Source organism: Vibrio aestuarianus, assembly GCF_012395185.1.
GTDB classification, from domain to species: domain Bacteria; phylum Pseudomonadota; class Gammaproteobacteria; order Enterobacterales; family Vibrionaceae; genus Vibrio; species Vibrio aestuarianus.
The window spans coordinates 115,776-135,332 of sequence record NZ_JAAZTU010000007.1 but is presented as its reverse complement, the minus strand read 5'-3'; the positions used below and the strand labels follow the sequence as shown (position 1 = coordinate 135,332).

The following is a 19,557-nucleotide window of genomic DNA, read 5'->3' as shown; positions in this document are numbered from 1 at the left end:
TATCGATAAAGTGTATCTCTAGCTCTTTTGTGAATGGAAGGGCTAGGGGGAGTAATGTAAATTCATTCATTTTCAAACAAATGATCACGTATTTGTCATTTTAAACTTTTACGTTTAGAGCGTACGACGTTTATTAAATGACAGGAGTCACTTATGCGTGCCATCGGACAGATCATTAAGTTTGACGTAGCGTTTTCGCTATTTTGCTTACAACATCGTTTTAGCCAACCTGTGGCGCAGCTTAGTAAAGCTATCTCCCATACTGGAGATGGACATTTATATGCTGTGCTGGGAGGAATTGCATGGTGGTTAGAGCCTATCCACGGATCTTTCTTCCTGATTGCCGGTTTAATTGCGTTTGCAATTGAACTTCCCATTTATTGGGCGCTAAAAAATAGCTTTCAACGCCGTCGACCTGAAGAATTTTCCTCATCTTTTACTGCATTTATTACCCCCTCAGACCGCTACAGTTTGCCATCAGGTCACACTGCGGCGGGTTTTGTTATCGCGACTTTAATTGGTCACTATTATCCCCATAGCTACGATTTCGCAATCACTTGGGCATGCTTAATTGGCGCATCTCGCATTTTACTTGGGGTTCATTTTCTAACTGATATCGTGATTGGTGCCGTGCTTGGTGTGAGTAGTGTGCATATTGCTTTATGGCTGGTGGAGAGAACGGTTTGAAAATTTTGTATGGAGTGCAAGGTACAGGAAATGGCCATATTGCTCGCTCTCGAGTCATGAGTGAAGCGTTTAAACAGACAGATATTGAAGTGCAATTTCTTTTTTCTGGTCGAGATAAGGCAAAATATTTTTCGATGGAGAGCTTTGGTGATTATCAAACCCGACGTGGCTTTACTTTTGAAACAGAGCAAGGACAAGTCAACTATGTTAAAACGGCGCTCAATAATAATTTGATGACATTCTACAATGAGGTCCGCCAGTTAGACCTTTCAGCGTATGATTTAGTAATTAATGATTTTGAACCGATTTCAGCATGGGCAGCGAAACGGCAAGGTATACCGTGTATAGGCATAAGCCATCAAAATGCTTTTCGTCATCAAGTACCAATCAAAGGGGCGAGTTGGTTGGATAAGACGATCATTGGACGCTTTGCACCTGCTGATTACTATCTCGGGTTGCATTGGTATCATTTTGACCAACCGATCCTTCCTCCTATTGTTTATCGTTCAGAGCAACATACATCTAACGAGCATTTTATTTTAGTCTATCTTCCCTTTGAAAATGTTGATGACATGCTTGAACTGCTGTGCCGTTTTTCAAAACAAGCATTTGTGTGTTATCACCCATTAGTGGTTGAAGAGTGCCATATTGAAAATGTAGAGCTACGTCCACTGTGCCATCAAGGTTTTCAATCTCATCTACATCGTTGCGATGGTGTTATTGCCAATGGGGGTTTTGAATTGCCTTCGGAAGCACTTTCTATTGGCAAAAAACTATTGCTTAAACCACTAACTGGTCAGTTTGAACAACAAAGCAATGTTGCGACACTTGAGAATCTAGGACTTGCATCATCAATGGATTTTCTGGACCCCTCGGCATTACGCGATTGGTTAGATGACAAGCAGGTTGAGCGAGTGATTTATCCAGATGTTGCTAAAGCGATTGTCGAATGGGTACAACAAGGGCAGTGGGATAATCATCATGACTTGAGTCAGTTGCTATGGCGACAAGTCGATTTCCCCACCTATGTTAAATTTAGCTAATATTGACCACGATTCTGATTTTAAACCGCAATCAATCAACCCTACGAATAAACTTCAAGTGTGGAAGCTAATTAATAAGCGTGCTCAATACATTTGGTAAAACGTATAAATTTATGTGTTTTACGCTTTTTTATAAAAACACATCATGCTGATTAATAAAGGGAATCTTTAAACATGGATAAAAAAAACTGATATTTTATCAATCTTGTTGCTAATCGATAAATGCTTAGCAGATAGTAGCCTCCGGCCCAGTCATTGCTGGGTATGTATAACAATCACAGGTTATCTATTTCTAAGATATTAACTTTGACTATGTTGACGATAACAACAAGAGGCGTCCCCAAATGTTAGATAAAAAAGATGCAATGAGCGCTATTGCTAGTTACCGCATGGAAAGCACATTACGTGGTGTGGATCTAAACCTGCTGACTGTTTTTGATGCAGTAATGCAAGAACAGAATATTACTCGTGCAGCCCACAACTTGGGTATGTCTCAACCAGCAGTGAGTAACGCTGTTGCACGTTTAAAAGTGATGTTTAATGATGAGTTGTTCATGCGCCAAGGTCGAGGTATTCAACCGACACAACGTGCTCGTCAGTTGTTTGGTCCGATTCGCCAAGCACTACAACTTATTCGTAATGAGCTTCCAAGCTCTGTGTTTTCTCCAGAAACTTCGACTCGTTTATTCAAACTGGCGATTTGCAGCCCTTGTGATATGCGTTTTGCTCCAAGAATAATGTCTTCAGTTCATGAGCAAGCACCATCAGTACAACTTCACCTTGATGCGGAATTTGACCGTTTATTAGCTGAGCGTATGCGTTATCAAGAAATCGATTTCGTAATTGATTATGCTCGTTTTGATGAGCAAGGTTTCTCAAGCACCGAAATTTTCCAAGATGAATTAGTTGTGGTCGCTGCAAAATCTCATCCACGCATTGACGGTTTGGTTACTCCTGAAACACTGGTTAACGAAAAACATGCCAAGTTATCTCGAGTTCATGGTCAACGTAGCTTCTCTGAACAAGCTTACCGTGAGCTAGACTGTGTACCGTATTATGAAGGTACAAGCTTAAGTAATGTTCTGTATGTGGTTGGTCAGTCAGAATTGGTGACGATTGCTCCTCGTTGGATGGTAGAAAATGCAGCTAATCGTGATCAGCTACAAATTCTAGACTTCCCATTTGAAAATGGTCAAATCAGTGGCTATCTGAGCTGGCATGAATCGAGCGAAAAAGACAAAGGTCACATTTGGTTACGAGATCAATTGATGATGATTTGTGGTGAAGTTGTCGCATTAAACTAGGCTTGCTGTATAAGCCTAACGACTTGCTGACACTAGCCTGACGTCTCTTTAGCCTTGAACTAGAAATGCTAGTTCGAGGCTTTTTTATATAGAGAATTAATTGATAACTTTGACATCCGTCAGTTGCCTTTTCCGCTTTCAAATGTACACTTGTGCGCTCAAAAAGCTTACATGTGTAAGCCATAGGTAAAAATGATGCCCAATTTAAATTTTCATATCGTAAAACGAATCCGTGAACAGATAGCTAAAGGCTGTGATCGCGTTGCTCTAAAACACAAAATAGACAAAGAGTGGCACGGGATCAGTTGGAAGCAATTTGGACAACGTATTGACGCGATGTCGCTTGCACTCTTATCTCAAGGGATAAAAATCCAAGATAAGATCGGGATTTTTTCTAACAATATGCCGCAATGGACCATTGCGGATATTGCTACGTTACAACTTAGAGCGGTAACCGTTCCTATTTACCCAACCAATACCGCTGATCAAGCTAGCTATATTGTGCAAGATGCTGATGTAAAAGTACTGTTCGTTGGTGAACAGGAACAATACGATGCAGCGATGAGCTTTTTTGACGAGTGTGAACAGCTCGAATTGATTATAGCCATGAGTGATAGTATCGACCTAAAAGGATTTGCCTCTGCAATTCATTGGCACTCCTTTATTGAATCGTCGACAGAGGATCAGCAAGCGGAATTAGATGCTCGCCTTGAGCTGCTCAATATGGATGATTTGCTGACACTTATCTATACCTCTGGCACAACTGGGCAGCCGAAAGGAGTTATGCTTGATTACGCTAACATTGCAGCTCAGCTTGAGGGACATGATGAGAGGTTAAATATTTCTAGTGATGATGTTTCACTGTGTTTCTTACCGTTGTCACATGTTTTTGAACGCGCTTGGACTTTTTATATTCTATATAGCGGCGCAACTAACTGTTATCTGCAAGATACCATGCAGGTGCGTGATGCTTTGGGCGAGATAAAGCCAACCGTCATGTGCGCAGTACCGCGCTTCTACGAAAAAATCTTTTCAGCCATTCATGAAAAAGTATCAAAAGCACCTTTGATTAGAAAAGTACTTTTCACATGGGCGGTGAATATGGGGGCGAAGATGGCGTTATGTCATCAAGAAAATCGTCAACCTTCGTTGTTGCTTAAGAAAAGCTACACCCTTGCTGACAAACTTGTGTTATCAAAATTGCGTGCTTTGCTTGGTGGAAATATTAATTTTATGCCATGTGGTGGCGCTAAGTTAGATGAAACGATTGGGCGATTTTTCCATGCGATAGGTATCAACGTAAAACTTGGCTATGGAATGACGGAAACAACGGCTACGGTATCATGTTGGGATGATAAATGTTTCAACCCTGATTCGATCGGTATGTCGATGCCTGGTGCGCAAGTCAAAATTGGTGAAAATAACGAAATATTGGTACGCGGTCCGATGGTGATGCGTGGCTATTATAAGATGCCAGAAGAAACCGCACTGTCGTTTGATGAGCAAGGCTTTTTGAAAACGGGCGATGCAGGGCATATTGATGAACAAGGGAATCTGTTTATTACTGACCGTATTAAAGAGTTAATGAAAACCTCTGGCGGTAAATACATTGCACCTCAGGTGATTGAAGGCGCTATTGGTAAAGATCATTTTATCGAACAAATTGCAGTCATTGCTGATACGCGTAAGTTTGTCTCGGCCTTGATCGTTCCTTGCTATGACAGTTTGGAAGAGTATGCGAAAGAGCTAAACATCAAATATCATGACCGACTTGAGCTGATTAAAAACAACCAAGTGGTTGAGATGCTAGAAAAGCGCGTCAATGATTTACAAAAAGAGCTGGCTAAGTTTGAGCAAGTGAAGAAGTTCAAATTATTACCGAAAGCTTTCTCAATGGACAAAGGTGAACTGACTCCAACGCAGAAATTGCGTAGGAAAGTGATTAATGATCGCTATCAAGATGAAATTGAAGAAATGTACAAAGAAAAGTCGAAACGCGATTAATTTTATCTAAGATAAATATTCAGTTGTTTAAAAATCCTCCATATTGATAGGTCTTCTATTTTGTGGGGGATTTTTTTGTTTTAATGGTATGGATAGAGGATTCGATTCCTTTAATCTACTCATTTTTTTGATGTTCAGTAGTGTTGATTGAGAAATTTAACGCTTTATTTTGTTTTATTTTATTATTATTGAACTGATTTTTGGTGTTTGGTCGAGATAGTTATCTGAATTTAGCCCTTGCAACCTGATATTCTCCGAAATGTGCGCTATTGAACGTTAGACCCGATGATAAGAAAGGGTTAAAGTTGTTGCGTTACCTTGTTTTTTGTTATGACAAGAGCAAGACATAGCCGAAAGTGGAAAGTTTTCGAATTAGGCTACGAATAAGCCCTAGACTATGTAAAACCAGACCAATTCACTGACCATGTGAATGGCAACTGGTAAGGAGAAAAGATGGCAATGTTATCGGAAGAAAAGATGTTATCTGGTGCAGAGATGGTGGTTCAATCTCTGATCGAAGAAGGTGTAGAACAAATATTCGGCTACCCTGGCGGTTCCGTTCTTGATATCTACGACGCACTGCACGCCAAAACCGACCAAATCAAGCACGTACTGGTTCGCCATGAACAGGCTGCGACTCATATGGCTGATGGCTATGCACGCGCAACAGGCAAAGCTGGTGTTGTGTTAGTTTGCTCTGGGCCTGGAGCAACCAATACCGTTACAGGTATTGCTACTGCCTATATGGATTCCATCCCAATGATCGTTATCTCTGGCAATGTGCCAAATAACCTGATTGGTAACGATGCTTTTCAAGAATGTGACATTGTTGGTGTCTCTCGACCTATCGTAAAACACAGTTTTTTGGTCAAAAAAGCAGAAGATATTCCTGAAACGATTAAAAAAGCTTTTTACATCGCATCCACAGGGCGCCCTGGTCCTGTTGTGATTGATTTGCCTAAAGATGTGATGAACCCGCAGATCAAGCTTCCATACGCTTACCCTGAATCAATCAAGTTACGCTCCTATAACCCAACAATGTCTGGTCATAAAGGGCAGATAAAAAAAGCGTTGAAAGCATTATTAGAAGCAAAAAAACCAGTGTTATATATTGGTGGTGGTGCTGTTATTTCAGGGGCGGATCAATACATTCTAAAACTAGCAGAAACACTAAATTTACCTGTTGTTAGTACATTAATGGGGTTAGGTGCTTTCCCGGGAACTCATAAAAATGCGTTAGGTATGCTTGGTATGCATGGCATGTATGAAGCAAATATGGCTATGCATAACGCTGATTTAATTTTTGGGGTGGGGGTGCGTTTTGATGACCGTACCACTAATAACCTTGAGAAATATTGTCCTAATGCGAAGATCATGCACATCGATATTGATCCATCGTCAATCTCTAAAAACGTTCCGGTTGATCTACCGATAGTTGGTTCAGCTGATCAAGTATTAGAAACCATGCTCAATTTGCTGGTGGAACAAGGCGGCACCAATGATGAGCAAGCGCTCGAACAATGGTGGCAAGAGATCCAAGTGTGGCGTGATCGTCAATGCCTTACTTATGAAACCTCTAGTGAACGGATTAAACCGCAGCAGGTTATTGAAACCTTACATAAACTAACTAATGGTGATGCGTATGTCGCATCGGATGTCGGTCAGCACCAGATGTTTGCGGCATTGTATTATCCATTCAATAAGCCGCGTCGATGGATAAATTCTGGTGGTTTAGGCACAATGGGTTTTGGTTTGCCGGCGGGCATGGGTGTTAAATTCGCTATGCCAGAGGAAGAGGTCGTTGTTGTTACCGGTGATGGCAGTATTCAGATGAATATTCAAGAACTATCGACAGCATTGCAATACGATATCCCTGTTAAAATTATCAACCTCAACAACCGTTTTCTTGGCATGGTAAAACAGTGGCAAGACATCATTTATCAAGGCCGTCACTCTAATTCTTATATGAGTTCTGTACCAGATTTTGCCGCCATTGCTGAAGCCTATGGACACGTCGGAATTCGCATTTCAACACCAGATGAACTGGAAGCGGGCCTCAAAAAAGCGCTCGATATGAAAGATCGATTGGTGTTTGTTGATATCAATGTGGATGAAACTGAGCACGTGTACCCAATGCAAATTAAAGGCGAAGGGATGGATAAAATGTGGTTAAGCAAAACGGAGAGAACCTAATATGAGACACATTATTTCACTATTATTGGAAAACCAACCAGGAGCGTTGTCTCGTGTTGTTGGTCTATTCTCTCAGCGTGGCTATAACATTGAATCACTCACCGTATCGCCAACGGATGATGAAACACTATCGCGCTTAAATATCACAACCAAGACCACAGAAATGCAGCTTGAGCAGATCCAAAAGCAACTGCATAAGTTGATTGATGTCCTCAAAGTGCAAGAGGTTTCGGAGTTCGAGCACATTGAGCGCGAGCTGATGATGGTTAAAGTGAAAGCGAGTGGTTTTGCTCGTGCTGAAGTGAAACGTACCGCTGATATTTTTCGCGGGCAGATTATTGATGTCACGGCATCGCAATACACCGTTCAATTGACTGGCACGAGCGAAAAATTAGATGCCTTCATTCAAGCTCTCTCCGAAGTGACTGATGTCATCGAAGTGGCGCGTAGTGGTGTGGTTGGTATTGCTCGTGGAGAGCGAGCACTTAAAGCGTGATGAGTTAACAATCGTTCATGAAAGAGGCCACAATGGTGGCCTCTTTGCTTTTTCCAACATTCGCTATCCTCTTAAAGGTAGCGAATGTTGACAAGGTACGGATTAATGAAGAATACGCGCGCGAATCGTTCCAGCAATGCTTTTCAGCTTTGCTAATGCTTCTTCTGAGCGTGCCGTTTCTACATCGATAACCACATAACCGATCTCTGAAGAGGTTTGTAGATACTGACCGGCAATGTTAATCCCTTCTTCTGCGAAGATGGTGTTAATTTGTGTCAGAATACCAGGGCGGTTTTCATGGATGTGCAGCAGACGCGAACTGTTACGATGAATTGGCAATGATACTTCAGGGAAGTTAACGCTCGACAGCGTCGAACCGTTATCTGAATATTTCGCCAACTTACCAGCTACTTCAATACCGATGTTTTCCTGTGCTTCTTGTGTTGAGCCGCCCACGTGTGGAGTCAGAATGACATTGTCAAACTTCATCAATGGCGTTTCAAACGGATCTGAATTAGTTCCTGGCTCTTCTGGGAATACGTCAACTGCCGCACCAGACAAATGACCAGACTCTAAAGAATCACATAATGCTGGAATATCAACCACTGTTCCACGAGCCGCATTGATAAAAATGGCTCCTGGCTTCATGCGTGCAAATTCCTCTTTGCCCATCATATTTTTGGTGTCAGGAGTCTCTGGTACGTGCAATGAAATCACATCACATTTATTTAGTAACTCGCTCATAGTGTGAACTTGTGTTGCGTTACCGAGTGATAGTTTATTTTCGATATCGTAAAAATAGACTCGCATACCCAAGTTCTCAGCAATAATACCAAGCTGGGTGCCGATATGGCCGTAACCGATGATGCCTAAGCGTTTACCACGAGCTTCATAAGAATTGTCGGCACTTTTTTTCCAGATACCGCGGTGAGCCAGTGCATTTTTTTCAGGAATACCACGCAGCAGAAGTAATATTTGGCCAAGAACAAGTTCTGCGACACTACGCGTGTTTGAGAATGGGGCGTTGAATACTGGAATACCACGCTTGGCTGCCGCATCAAGATTCACTTGGTTGGTACCAATACAAAAACAGCCAATAGCCACTAATTTCTCGGCGGCATTAATGACTTTTTCCGTCAAATTTGTGCGGGAACGAATACCGATGAAATGCGCATCTTTGACCGCTTCCAACAGTTCTGCATCATCCAGAGAGCCTTTATGGTATTCAATATTGGTATAGCCGGCTGATTGCAACACTTCAACAGAAGAAGGGTGAAGTCCTTCAAGAAGTAGAATCTTGATTTTTTCTTTTTCCAGTGAAACTTTGGCCATTATTCTCGTCCTTAAAATGGAAAGGTGGGCAAATGCGGCGCACATAGAGCAAAAAAGTTAAATAAAGAGGATGATTAACCATTTTGTTGGAAGACAAACGTTTCCCTGTGCGTCTTCTGAACAATAAAGTAACAAACTTTTTTTGTTTTGGGTAAGAAAATTACGGAATAAGGAATAATTTTCTGCAAGATAGCCACGAAAAACGGCACCTAATGGTGCCGTTTGTAATCAAATAACGGAAAGTTTCGCAATTATGTGCGTTACTCCTCGATTTTTGCACCTTCTGCAGTACCGGTGATGACCACATCTGCACCTCGGTGAGCAAATAAACCAACAGTGACTACTCCAGCAATGCCGTTGATTTTATCTTCCAGTGCTTTTGCATCAGTAATTTTTAGGCCATGCACATCTAAAATAACGTTGCCGTTATCGGTGACGACACCGTGGCGATATTCTGGGTCACCACCAAGCTTGACGAGCTCACGAGCAACATAAGAACGAGCCATTGGGATCACTTCGACAGGTAATGGAAATTTGCCTAAGAAATCGACCGCTTTTGTACCATCAACAATACAAATGAATTTATCGGCAATTGCCGCAACGATTTTTTCACGAGTCAGTGCTGCGCCACCACCTTTGATCATATCGCGGGTTGGGTTGATTTCATCAGCACCATCGACATAAACATCAAGTTTAATTACATCATTGCAGTCAAATACTTCAATACCTAAGCCTTTCAGTTTTTCTGTTGAGGCGATAGAGCTTGATACGGCACCTTTAATATCATCTTTAATTGAGCCTAATGCATCGATGAAGTGATTCACAGTTGAGCCTGTACCGACACCAACAATGCTGCCTTTTTCTACGTATTTTAGAGCAGCCCAGCCGGCGGCTTTTTTCATTTCATCTTGAGTCATGCCAATCTCCTGATATCGATTAATGGGGTAACGTGTCTTAGCGGGCGCGATTATAGCCTCAATAATTTACGATTCCCATTGCCAGATTCGGCTCGGGGTCACTATTTTAGGTAAAGGGATATCCCACGCTTGGCTTGGGAGGCTTTCAACATATTGACAATCGTGGGCCAGTCCAATCGGTTGTGCTCCTATTCCAGTTTTAAACCACGTCTCTAGAGTTCGATCATAATATCCACCGCCCATACCGAGTCGCTGACCTTGTTTATCAAAAGCGACCAGTGGTGTACAGATGATATCGAGTTGATTTACTGGAAGGACCAAAGTCTGATTGAGTCTGGGTTCGGCGATACCGTACTTATTGGTTGCCATTGGTGTATTGGCGTCATAATGAAGAAACAGTAAGTGGCCGGCAGAGAACGGGTGTAAAACGGGAAGGTAAGTGTATTTGCCTTGTTGCCATAGCCATTCTATGAGTGGTTGAGTGTCTAACTCACCATCGCTTGCTAGATATAAGGCAATATGTTGGCTAGTCGCTAGTTCATCTAACGCAGAAAATTGAGTAACAAGATCAAGCCCAGCATTATGCTGTTGAGCCGATGATAATTGGTTACGTTGTTGGCGAATGTTTTTTCTAATGGTTTGACGAGAAAGTTGCATAGGAATACCCCGGAGTGCCGTTGAGGATTTTGGCCCTTGAACCAGCTGGTTCAAGGCGGATCAGCAATGATAACCGTAGGCTTCTCGGTACGAGCCGAGCTTGCTCAATAGTTACCAAATACTAACCCTTTGGTGTTGCTTATCGGCTCAGGGACTTAAATCCGCCTGACGAACACTCTAGGGTAAATTTGGTTTTTACTGTAATGCTACTGCTGTCCGTGCTTTACTTTACTTAGTACATCATCTAATGATGCGGCGAGCTTTTCCATACGCTCGGTTAATTGATTCTGTTTGCCTGCACTTTCATTTTGCTTGGTTTGTAGCTCATAGCAAATATTCAATGCAGCAATGGTCAGTAGTTTTACTTCATTAGTAACCTTAGTACGCTCTGCCATCTCTTTCAATCGATTATCAAGATCTTGAGCCGCTTGGATCAATGACTGCTCTTGTCCTGATGGACAATTAACACGAGTCAATTTTCCTAAAATTTCTACGTCTACCGCTTGATTACTCATGATGGATGAACTCTTTTCGCGCTGTCTAAGATGGTGCTACTCACATGACCATCGAGGTGGAAACTATAGGTAAAGCGTCACTAAGATTCAAGCTTTTCAGACAAGAGCGATAAAAATGAGGGACTAAAAACACAGTAATTGGACAAATTGAACAAAAGCTACTCACAATTGGTGCTTTGAGCATTTTCGCAGTTGGAGCGAAGTGGTAGGATCAAGTTTATTTGATTTTAGAATGAGTCACTCATGAGCGAAAAAACACTGCCAACTTATCTTTCCTTTGCCACTGAACTTCAATCGGCGGCGCTTGCAGTAAACCCTGCGGAATTACACGGCTTACTCGCTGGTATGCTTGCGGGTGGCTTAAGCCTCAGTGACAAAAGCTGGCAGCCTTTGATTTTTGATTATACCAATGATGGTATGGGTTGGCCGGATCGCGCATTGACACTTGCTGAGCAAACGCTTGAAATCACCAAAAATGAAATCACAGGTTCAGATATCGAACTCTCTTTGTTGCTACCAGATGATGAGGCAGGGGCTAGCTTATTTGATTTAGCCGATGGCGTCGCAGATTGGGTGAACCACTTCATCTCTGGGTTAGGATTGGTGGGCACGGCGTTAAAAAAAGCATCTGCAGAATCTAAAGAAGCATTAGCGGATTTAGAAGAAATCGCCAAGTTGGGCATTGATGAAGATGACGATTTAAATGAGCAAGCCCAGCTATTGGAACAAGTGATCGAACACATCAAAGCTTGCGTACTGATCATTCATGCGGAATTTGGCATTAAACCAGTACAAGAAACTAAGCCAACTATTCATTAATGTGAGGTTGTTGTGAAGCAATTTGATGTGATTATTGCTGGTGGCGCAATGGCTGGTGCAACACTTGCTTTGGCGCTAGATCGCCTGTCTCAAGGTCAGTTAACCATTGCTGTAGTTGAAGCGTATCAAGCCGATAGTGAAGCTCACCCAGGCTTTGATTCTCGTTGCATTGCTTTGTCGTATGGTACGGTGCAAATTCTACAGCGCCTAAGTTTATGGAATTCGCTACAAAAGGTAGCAACCGCCATTGAACACATTCACGTGTCAGATCGTACTCATGCGGGAATGACGGATATAACTCATCATCAATTGGGTTTAGATGCGTTGGGTTATGTGGTTGAATTAGCTGATGTCGGGCTGATTTATGCCCAGCAAATAGCGCAATGTTCAAACATTGAATTGTTTTGTCCCCAATCAGTTCTGCAAGTTGAACGCAGTGAGAAAAGCGTAGTAGTAACACTGTCTGATGGGCAAAACATAGCGGCGAAATTACTGGTTGCGGCAGACGGCGCTATTTCCACTTGTTGTGAACAGGTGGGGGTAGCTCTACGTGAGCATGATTTTGAGCAAGTTGCTGTTATTGCCAATGTACTGACTCAGCAACCGCATCAGGGACGAGCTTTTGAACGTTTTACAGCAGATGGCCCTGTTGCACTGTTACCCATGAGTGATAATCGCCTCTCTTTAGTGTGGTGTTTACCACCAGAAAAAGCACAACAGATACTCAGCTTAAGCGATGACGCTTTCTTATTGCAGCTTCAACAAGCGTTTGGCTGGCGTTTAGGTAAAATGAATAAAGTGGGTGCTCGTGCCAGTTACCCATTAATATTACGCTACCGAGAGCAAAATATATCGCATCGTTTTGCTATTGTTGGTAATGCGGCTCAAACCTTACATCCTATCGCAGGGCAAGGTTTTAATTTAGGTATTCGAGATGTAGTCAGTTTGGCCGATGAACTGGTCAAGCAATTGAGTGATGTAGGGGAGTATCGTGGTTTACACGCTTTTAAACAACGCCGCGAGCAAGACAGATTAGCGACGATTACCTTGACCTCATCACTGGTGCATCTGTTTTCTAATGATTGGTTAGCGACTCGCATTGGTCGAAATGTAGGACTGGCGATGATGGATAATTTACCATGGCTAAAAATGCCTCTGCTGCGTCGTACACTCGGCGTGGTTAATCGATAAAAAGGTTTGAATATGATGCAAAGCGTTGATATTGCGATTGTTGGTGGTGGAATGGTCGGCTTAGCATTAGCGGCCGCCTTTAAGCATAGCGATCTTCGTATTGCCGTGATCGAGGGTAATGTCCCCAATGGTGAACTTAACGAACTACCCGATGTACGAGTGTCAGCTTTAAGTCGTTCTAGCGAAATGATTTTGCGTAATCTTGATGCATGGTCGGGTATTTTGCAGCGCCGTGCTGCACCTTATTCTGCGATGGAAGTATGGGAGCGTGACAGTTTTGCACGCATTGAATTTAGTGCTAACCAACTGACTCAACCAGACTTAGGACATATTGTCGAAAACAGAGTGATTCAGTTAGCGCTGCTAGATCAAGTGAAAAAGCAGGCTAATGTGACGCTATACATGCCAACAAAATGTCAATCTTTGGCTGTCGGTGAAAGTGAGGCTTGGTTGACATTAGATAATGGGCAATCATTGACGGCGAAGCTGGTTGTCGGAGCTGATGGTGCGAATTCTTGGGTTCGTCAGCAGCAGGATATTCCTCTGACTCACTGGGATTATGGGCATAGTGCGGTTGTTGCTAACATTCGCACAAGTGAGCCTCACCAATCAACGGCAAGACAAATCTTTACACCGCAAGGTCCTTTGGCATTCTTACCGATGAATGATCCTCACATGAGCTCTATTGTTTGGTCAACGGAACCAAGTCGCGCAGAACGCTTGGTACATCTGTCGGAGCATGAGTTCAATAAGATGCTAACTGCAGAGTTTGATCACCGTTTAGGTCTATGTGAAGTGGTTGGAGAGCGAGCGGCGTTCCCACTAAAAATGCGTTATGCAAGAGACTTTGCTCTTGAGCGTATTGCGTTGGTTGGTGATGCTGCACATACCATTCACCCACTTGCGGGGCAGGGCGTTAACCTCGGATTATTAGATGCCGCCAGTTTAGCTCAAGAAGTGCTTGCACTTTGGTCTAAAGGTGAAGATGTGGGGACTAAGAGTAATCTACGTAGCTATGAGCGTTGGCGTAAAGCGGAAGCGGCGAAAATGATAGCAGCGATGCAAGGTTTTAAAGATTTGTTCGAAGGTGACAACCCAGCGAAGAAATTGATTCGAGGTATTGGGATGCGTTTAGCTGGCCAACTTCCCGGAGCAAAAGACGAGATTATGAAGAGAGCATTAGGCTTAAAAGGCCACCTACCTGATTTGGCAAAAAGCAAAATGGTGTTGTTGGAACCTTAAAGTTATTACTTGCTACAAAGCAAAAGGGTTGGCAAATCGCCAACCCTTGTAAATTCTGTCGTTAAAACTGCATCAAGCGTAAGCGCAACGTAATCTCATTATTTCCTGATTCACTTCTTTTACTGTTTGGAAATGGCGTTTCTCTGCACGCTCAGGCAAGACTAATTTGCCATTATTAAATTCAAATTTCCCCACACCGTAAATGTAAATTCTTCCTTTAAAAAGACGACTTACGTGTTTTGCAATCATCCCCGGTGTATAGCGCTTAAACAGTCTCATACTACGATCCTTCTATTGTTCTTGCACTGCAAATTATATTAAACCCCCGTTAAAAATAGTGTGATATTAATAGGGGATTATGCAGTAAAGCCTAACCTGTTTGGATATTTGTGCTGCTGTTGGCAAAATGTTGGATAAATATCCAAGTTCGTGTGATGCTTTCCTCAAAACAGGGTTTGCTAATGAACTTGCCCTTGTTTTACTCGGTGCTTATTAAGCCCGAACAATATGACATTTTTAATAATAGTTGCATTTTATTTAAATGTGATAATTTTTGGTGAATTTTCTGACAAAAAAATGCCCGCTAAATGTGCGGGCGAATAGTCACAGATGCATTACACAAAAAGTGGATGTCCTGAAACAATCAGTGGATTCACTTTTTTGTTGGTGAAGGATACAAAAGAATGTTCATTCTGATTATGCTTTAACCAACGTCTGCAAGAGTACGTTAAAAAAGTCGCAATGACTATTTATGTTTTACTTTTGACTAAAAATTCACCGTCGATTTTGGTGTATTTCAGAGTTGCTCACGAAATAATGTAATGGATTACATTGTTTCATTGTTCAACGGACGATGTCTGCGATAATTGGATGGCAAAGCGCGACTAAATCTTGACAGCGAAGTGCGATTCCTGCCATTTGGGTACCACTACTGATAGTCACTTGTTGCTCATTCAGTAGTTGCCTATCAAATATGATAGGCATTGATGTGAGTAGCAGTAATGGTGTGACAGTGCCTACTTGGTAGCCTGTAATGAGTGCAACGTCTTCGATATTCACACAGGTCATACGACGTCCCTGAAATATGGCGCGTACTTTTTTGGGATCAACAGCTTTATTTCCCGGAACGCAGGCGAGCGCATATCGGCCACCGAACTCTTTTAAAACTATCGACTTTACCATCTGCTTTGGGTGAATGCCGCGCTGCTTGGCGGCATCTTCAATCGTTTTCGCTGGAGTTTGATGGGGCATTAGGCGATAAGAGACCCCTTGCTCCGTTAAATAACGAGTGATGTGTGTATCGAATTCGTTATTCATCTTCAAGAGAATAAGGTAACGTTTGGATCAACCAACGAGTGCCAGGTTGATTAGCTAGACGAAATTGAGTGTCGGCCTCTAAATTATTAGGTAGCACAATCAAGCCAATTGCTGTTTGATCGGCGAAAGTATAATGAGCGAGTAAGTGTCCAACACTACGCCAATTTTCACCGACCGAACGCTCCAATACAATGGGTTCATCACTGACCAATACTTGTTCGCTATTGCCTTGCACAAGGTACATGGCCCGTTTGTTGATACCACGGTATTTAGCGCGAGCTACTGTTTCTTGACCAGTATAACAACCTTTACTAAAGCTAATTCCATTCAGCGCTTGCAAGTTCAACGCTTGAGGAATATGTTCTCTTTGATCGATTTGAGTGATAAGCGGAATACCTTCTTCAATATCAAAACGTGTCCAAAGTGCTTCGCTGACTTTAGTGGCATCACTGCTGCTGATGAGCTTTTGTGCGACAGGTTCAGTTATCAGTAATAGCCAACGTTGTGGTGATATTTTTACAGCGCTACCACCTTCAATACTGCGAACATCACCTCGATCTTCTGTTAATGCATCAATATATTGTTCAGCGTTATCACCGAATACACCTAAAGCAACATCCTGACTTTGGCTTATCGCTACTTTTGAAAAAATCGCGTACTTTTTCAGTTCGTTAAGCTCTGCTTCTATCGCTGATAATGGCTGGAACATCGCATAACCATTATTGTGGTGAAAAAGGCGAAACACTGACCAAACCTTACCTTTGGCGTCACAATGTGCACCGAATGTGGATTGTGTCTTCTCAAGGCTAACAACGTTACAGGTCACTTGACCTTGCAAATAAGCTTTTTTGTCATCTCCATCCATAGTGATTGCTCCCCATGAATCGAGATGAGCCATCATTAAAGGGGGAAGCGTGTCATTGGCGGTCACTGAGAGAGGTGTAAATGCGTTTTGCCAGTCCATGTTTGTCTACCTAAAAAGTAAAATGTAGACACTATGTTAGTCTGGTTCAGTTTTTTTGTCAGCTTGAACAGGGACTGTGACTCATCTACTAGTTGAATTACCATCCGCTTGATACACTCTGCGCAAATAAACATAAGGTGAGGAAAACCGATGTACACCACTGAAGAAAAAGCAAGAATTAAGTGGGCCTGCCGTCGAGGAATGCTAGAGTTAGATGTGGTTGTAATGCCATTTTTTGAAGAATGCTTCGACTCGCTTGGTGAAACTGAACAACGAGATTTCGTTTCCCTACTGGAGTGTGATGATCCAGATCTATTCACGTGGATCATGGGGCATGGTCGCAGTGAAAATTTAGGGCATGCCGCTATGGTGGACAAGATTGTCGCTCATAACCTCAGCAAAGTACGTTAAGTTTACACTTCAAGCTTCTTATTTCGCCTGTTTGGCTCATATCATATTGTTGATGTTGGTCATATGGGCGTTGTTGATTTCTCCTCTTCCTCTTGTTTCGACTCTCTTCTTTATCATCTTCTTATTGTCAGCGGGTTACCAATTCGATCTATTGCCTCCATGTGTTAGCGGAGATGTTACCTTGCATAAGGATGGCAGATGTCAATGGCTTGAAGAGACATTTATTATTGAAAAAGTCTCATTGCAATTTTCGTTTATGGTGCTTATTTTGTACTCAGAATGTGGGCAGCGCTATCTATTGTGGCGAGACACTTGTAGTGATGAACTGTATCGGCAGCTATTGGTTCGATTAGCGCAAATCAATAAACAACAAAAGGAGCCATAAAGACTCCTTTTGTTTAACTGCATGTTTATTCCTAGCCTTGCGGTGTCAGAATTGTAGGCCCGCTATCTTCGGCCAATTGTGGGTAGTCCAATGTGTAATGCAAACCACGGCTTTCTTTGCGTTGCATTGCACAGCGAACCATCAGCTCGGCGACTTGCAATAAATTTCGCAGTTCCAATAAATTGTTCGAAACACGGAAATGACTGTAGTACTCATGAGTTTCTTGTTGCAGCAATTGGATGCGACGTAATGCACGCTCCAAACGCTTGTCAGTACGTACGATGCCCATGTAATCCCACATGAATAGACGCAGTTCGTGCCAGTTATGTTGAATAACAACTTCTTCATCTGAGTTATTCACTTTACTTTCATCCCAAGCTGGTAAACTTGGAGGAAGTTGTGCTTCAGGCAGTGCTTTTAGAATATGTTGCGCCGCAGACCATGCATAGACAACACACTCAAGTAACGAGTTTGAAGCCATACGGTTAGCACCATGTAGCCCGGTATAGCTGACTTCACCGATTGCATAAAGGTGTTTGATGTCGGTCTGACCTTGCTTGTTGACCATTACCCCCCCGCAAGTATAGTGCGCAGCAGGCACTATCGGGATCGGCTCTTTGGTCATATCAATCCCCAATTCCATTAGACGAGAATGGATGGTGGGGAAGTGTTTTTCGATAAAATCAGCAGGCTTATGGCTGATGTCTAGGTACATGCAATCAGCACCTAGGCGTTTCATCTCAAAATCTATCGCTCGGGCAACCACATCACGAGGTGCCAGTTCTCCACGCTCATCAAAATCAGGCATAAAGCGTGAGCCATCAGGACGTCTTAAAAATGCTCCTTCACCACGTAATGCTTCTGTCAAAAGAAAGTTACGAGCCTCAGGATGGAACAAGCAGGTTGGGTGGAATTGATTAAACTCTAAATTTGCAACGCGGCACCCTGCGCGCCAAGCCATGGCAATGCCATCACCAGAAGAGACATCGGGATTGGAAGTATATTGGTATACCTTCGATGCGCCCCCTGTGGCTAAGACCACGAATTTCGCGCGGATGGTTTCAACGTGTTCTTGATTACGGTTCCAAACATAAGCGCCAATGACTTTTTGTTTGTCACCACCAACTTTGTCTTCAGTGATCAAATCTAATGCATTATGACGTTCAAGAATGGTGATGTTTGGGTGGTTATGAACATTATCTTGAAGGGAGGTTTGCATCGCCATGCCAGTTGCATCGGCAGCATGAAGGATACGTCGATGGCTATGACCACCCTCGCGAGTTAAATGATAACGAGGAGCTTCATCACTGTCATTTTCTTCTCTGTCGAAAGGAACACCGCCATCAATTAGCCACTGAACACTCTCTTTCGCGTGTTCTGCGATAAAGCGCACGGTATCTTCTTCACAAATACCAGCCCCTGCGATTTGTGTATCTTCAACGTGTGATTCAATACTGTCTGATTCGTCAAAAACAGCCGCAATTCCTCCTTGAGCGTAATAGGTGGCCCCCTCACTGCGAGGTCCTTTGCTTAGAACAATGACTTTTCCATGTTTTGCTACACGCAGAGCTAACGACAAGCCTGCTGCACCACTACCTACCACTAATACATCACATTGATGTTCACGGTTTGCGTTCATAAAACTTTTAAATTCCCGAACTATAGTAGAGTTATCCAACTCTTATTTAAAAAAATGTACTGCATGTATCTATACTCTTGAAGTGCTTAAGTCGCAAGGTTTTATCCCTTCCTACTTGAAGATGCTGCGGTGTTGGCGGCGTTCGTTTACCCCAATCACATAGCCTGTCTATGCTTATGGGAATAAACTCACTTGCCGCCTACCTGTAACTCCAAGTAGTTTTGGTATATCCATTAGCTGCGTAAGCGGGACTTCGATCATCTAGATAAAATAAAGGTAAATTATCTCGTTAAAATGCAATACTTTTGTCAATGCCATTGTCTTTCGTACTATCGACCCTCACTATGTTGTGAGGTTTGCCGAATTGAAGTTACGTCACACTTATCGATTGTGAATGGCAAATATTTTTAGACAGAATGGAACTTCCCATTCTTCCTTGAG

The 19,557-nt window shown here is 42.7% G+C and carries 19 protein-coding genes and 1 other RNA gene; 11 read left to right on the top strand and 9 right to left on the bottom strand.

Translation table 11 applies throughout. The features are described 5' to 3' along the window. The first annotated feature begins 153 nt into the window (after positions 1–153). The 6 genes from HGG78_RS05025 to ilvN all read left to right on the top strand — a co-directional run bounded on the left by HGG78_RS05025 (position 154) and on the right by ilvN (position 7,727). The gene (locus tag HGG78_RS05025) at positions 154–687 is read left to right on the top strand and encodes a phosphatase PAP2 family protein (protein WP_172532240.1); all 534 of its coding nucleotides are present in this window, start codon (positions 154–156) and stop codon (positions 685–687) included. Then, positions 684–1,730, top strand: a complete 1,047-nt coding sequence (locus HGG78_RS05020; RefSeq protein WP_338326107.1) for an MJ1255/VC2487 family glycosyltransferase — start codon at positions 684–686, stop codon at positions 1,728–1,730. The genes HGG78_RS05025 and HGG78_RS05020 overlap by 4 nt, the downstream gene beginning before the upstream one ends. A gap of 344 nt (positions 1,731–2,074) precedes the next feature. Continuing rightward, entirely contained in the window at positions 2,075–3,034 is a 960-nt protein-coding gene (gene leuO, locus HGG78_RS05015) for a transcriptional regulator LeuO (RefSeq protein WP_172532238.1), read from the top strand. Between the two features lie 195 nt (positions 3,035–3,229). Beyond that, the gene (locus HGG78_RS05010) at positions 3,230–5,038 is read left to right on the top strand and encodes an AMP-dependent synthetase/ligase (RefSeq protein ID WP_172532251.1); all 1,809 of its coding nucleotides are present in this window, start codon (positions 3,230–3,232) and stop codon (positions 5,036–5,038) included. A gap of 453 nt (positions 5,039–5,491) precedes the next feature. Then, positions 5,492–7,231, top strand: a complete 1,740-nt coding sequence (locus tag HGG78_RS05005) for an acetolactate synthase 3 large subunit (protein ID WP_171979750.1) — start codon at positions 5,492–5,494, stop codon at positions 7,229–7,231. 1 nt (position 7,232) lies between these two features. Further along, positions 7,233–7,727: an acetolactate synthase small subunit gene (gene ilvN, locus HGG78_RS05000; protein ID WP_172532237.1), complete on the top strand. Its 495-nt coding sequence runs from the start codon at positions 7,233–7,235 to the stop codon at positions 7,725–7,727. Between the two features lie 102 nt (positions 7,728–7,829). Here ilvN and serA read toward each other — a convergent pair whose 3' ends face one another. The 5 genes from serA to HGG78_RS04975 form a co-directional block, all read right to left on the bottom strand. Next, positions 7,830–9,059, bottom strand: coding sequence for a phosphoglycerate dehydrogenase (serA, locus tag HGG78_RS04995; RefSeq protein WP_172532236.1), 1,230 nt, complete (start codon positions 9,057–9,059; stop codon positions 7,830–7,832). A 260-nt stretch (positions 9,060–9,319) separates the two neighbouring features. Continuing rightward, the gene (gene rpiA / locus HGG78_RS04990) at positions 9,320–9,976 is read right to left on the bottom strand and encodes a ribose-5-phosphate isomerase RpiA (protein ID WP_053310715.1); all 657 of its coding nucleotides are present in this window, start codon (positions 9,974–9,976) and stop codon (positions 9,320–9,322) included. 66 nt (positions 9,977–10,042) lie between these two features. Beyond that, on the bottom strand, positions 10,043–10,633 hold the full coding sequence (locus HGG78_RS04985; protein WP_171979749.1) for a 5-formyltetrahydrofolate cyclo-ligase: 591 nt from the start codon (positions 10,631–10,633) through the stop codon (positions 10,043–10,045). Positions 10,634–10,635: 2 nt separating this feature from the next. Further along, positions 10,636–10,820, bottom strand: a non-coding RNA gene (gene ssrS, locus HGG78_RS04980) — 6S RNA. A 19-nt stretch (positions 10,821–10,839) separates the two neighbouring features. Beyond that, complete coding sequence (locus HGG78_RS04975) at positions 10,840–11,148, bottom strand: cell division protein ZapA (RefSeq protein ID WP_053310717.1); 309 nt, start codon at positions 11,146–11,148, stop codon at positions 10,840–10,842. Positions 11,149–11,391: 243 nt separating this feature from the next. Between HGG78_RS04975 and HGG78_RS04970 the strand changes: the two genes are divergently transcribed. Genes HGG78_RS04970 through HGG78_RS04960 form a run of 3 tightly spaced genes read left to right on the top strand, consistent with a single transcriptional unit; the run spans position 11,392 to position 14,400 of the window. Next, on the top strand, positions 11,392–11,967 hold the full coding sequence (locus tag HGG78_RS04970) for a YecA/YgfB family protein (RefSeq protein WP_168521026.1): 576 nt from the start codon (positions 11,392–11,394) through the stop codon (positions 11,965–11,967). 12 nt (positions 11,968–11,979) lie between these two features. Next, complete coding sequence (gene ubiH, locus HGG78_RS04965; protein ID WP_172532235.1) at positions 11,980–13,158, top strand: 2-octaprenyl-6-methoxyphenyl hydroxylase; 1,179 nt, start codon at positions 11,980–11,982, stop codon at positions 13,156–13,158. 12 nt (positions 13,159–13,170) lie between these two features. Continuing rightward, positions 13,171–14,400 carry an FAD-dependent 2-octaprenylphenol hydroxylase gene (locus tag HGG78_RS04960; protein WP_172532234.1) on the top strand — a complete coding sequence of 410 codons (1,230 nt, stop codon included), beginning with the start codon at positions 13,171–13,173 and terminating at the stop codon, positions 14,398–14,400. Between the two features lie 72 nt (positions 14,401–14,472). Here HGG78_RS04960 and HGG78_RS04955 read toward each other — a convergent pair whose 3' ends face one another. The 3 genes from HGG78_RS04955 to ygfZ form a co-directional block, all read right to left on the bottom strand. Beyond that, positions 14,473–14,679, bottom strand: a complete 207-nt coding sequence (locus HGG78_RS04955) for a DUF1107 domain-containing protein (RefSeq protein WP_053310721.1) — start codon at positions 14,677–14,679, stop codon at positions 14,473–14,475. Positions 14,680–15,243: 564 nt separating this feature from the next. Beyond that, positions 15,244–15,717 carry an aminoacyl-tRNA deacylase gene (locus tag HGG78_RS04950; RefSeq protein WP_172532233.1) on the bottom strand — a complete coding sequence of 158 codons (474 nt, stop codon included), beginning with the start codon at positions 15,715–15,717 and terminating at the stop codon, positions 15,244–15,246. Then, positions 15,710–16,681: a tRNA-modifying protein YgfZ gene (ygfZ, locus tag HGG78_RS04945; protein ID WP_172532232.1), complete on the bottom strand. Its 972-nt coding sequence runs from the start codon at positions 16,679–16,681 to the stop codon at positions 15,710–15,712. The genes HGG78_RS04950 and ygfZ overlap by 8 nt, the downstream gene beginning before the upstream one ends. A gap of 150 nt (positions 16,682–16,831) precedes the next feature. Here ygfZ and HGG78_RS04940 point away from each other — a divergent pair, with 150 nt between their 5' ends. Together HGG78_RS04940 and HGG78_RS04935 are read left to right on the top strand one after the other, a co-directional pair. Continuing rightward, positions 16,832–17,092, top strand: coding sequence for an FAD assembly factor SdhE (locus HGG78_RS04940; protein ID WP_168521031.1), 261 nt, complete (start codon positions 16,832–16,834; stop codon positions 17,090–17,092). Then, positions 17,061–17,477 (top strand): protein YgfX, encoded by a 417-nt coding sequence (locus HGG78_RS04935; RefSeq protein ID WP_216652856.1) that lies wholly within the window; start codon positions 17,061–17,063, stop codon positions 17,475–17,477. The genes HGG78_RS04940 and HGG78_RS04935 overlap by 32 nt, the downstream gene beginning before the upstream one ends. Before the next feature lie 31 nt (positions 17,478–17,508). On the opposite strand, the gene nadB is transcribed toward HGG78_RS04935, so the two are convergent. After that, the gene (nadB, locus tag HGG78_RS04930) at positions 17,509–19,116 is read right to left on the bottom strand and encodes an L-aspartate oxidase (protein WP_053310726.1); all 1,608 of its coding nucleotides are present in this window, start codon (positions 19,114–19,116) and stop codon (positions 17,509–17,511) included. Positions 19,117–19,557: the final 441 nt, after the last annotated feature.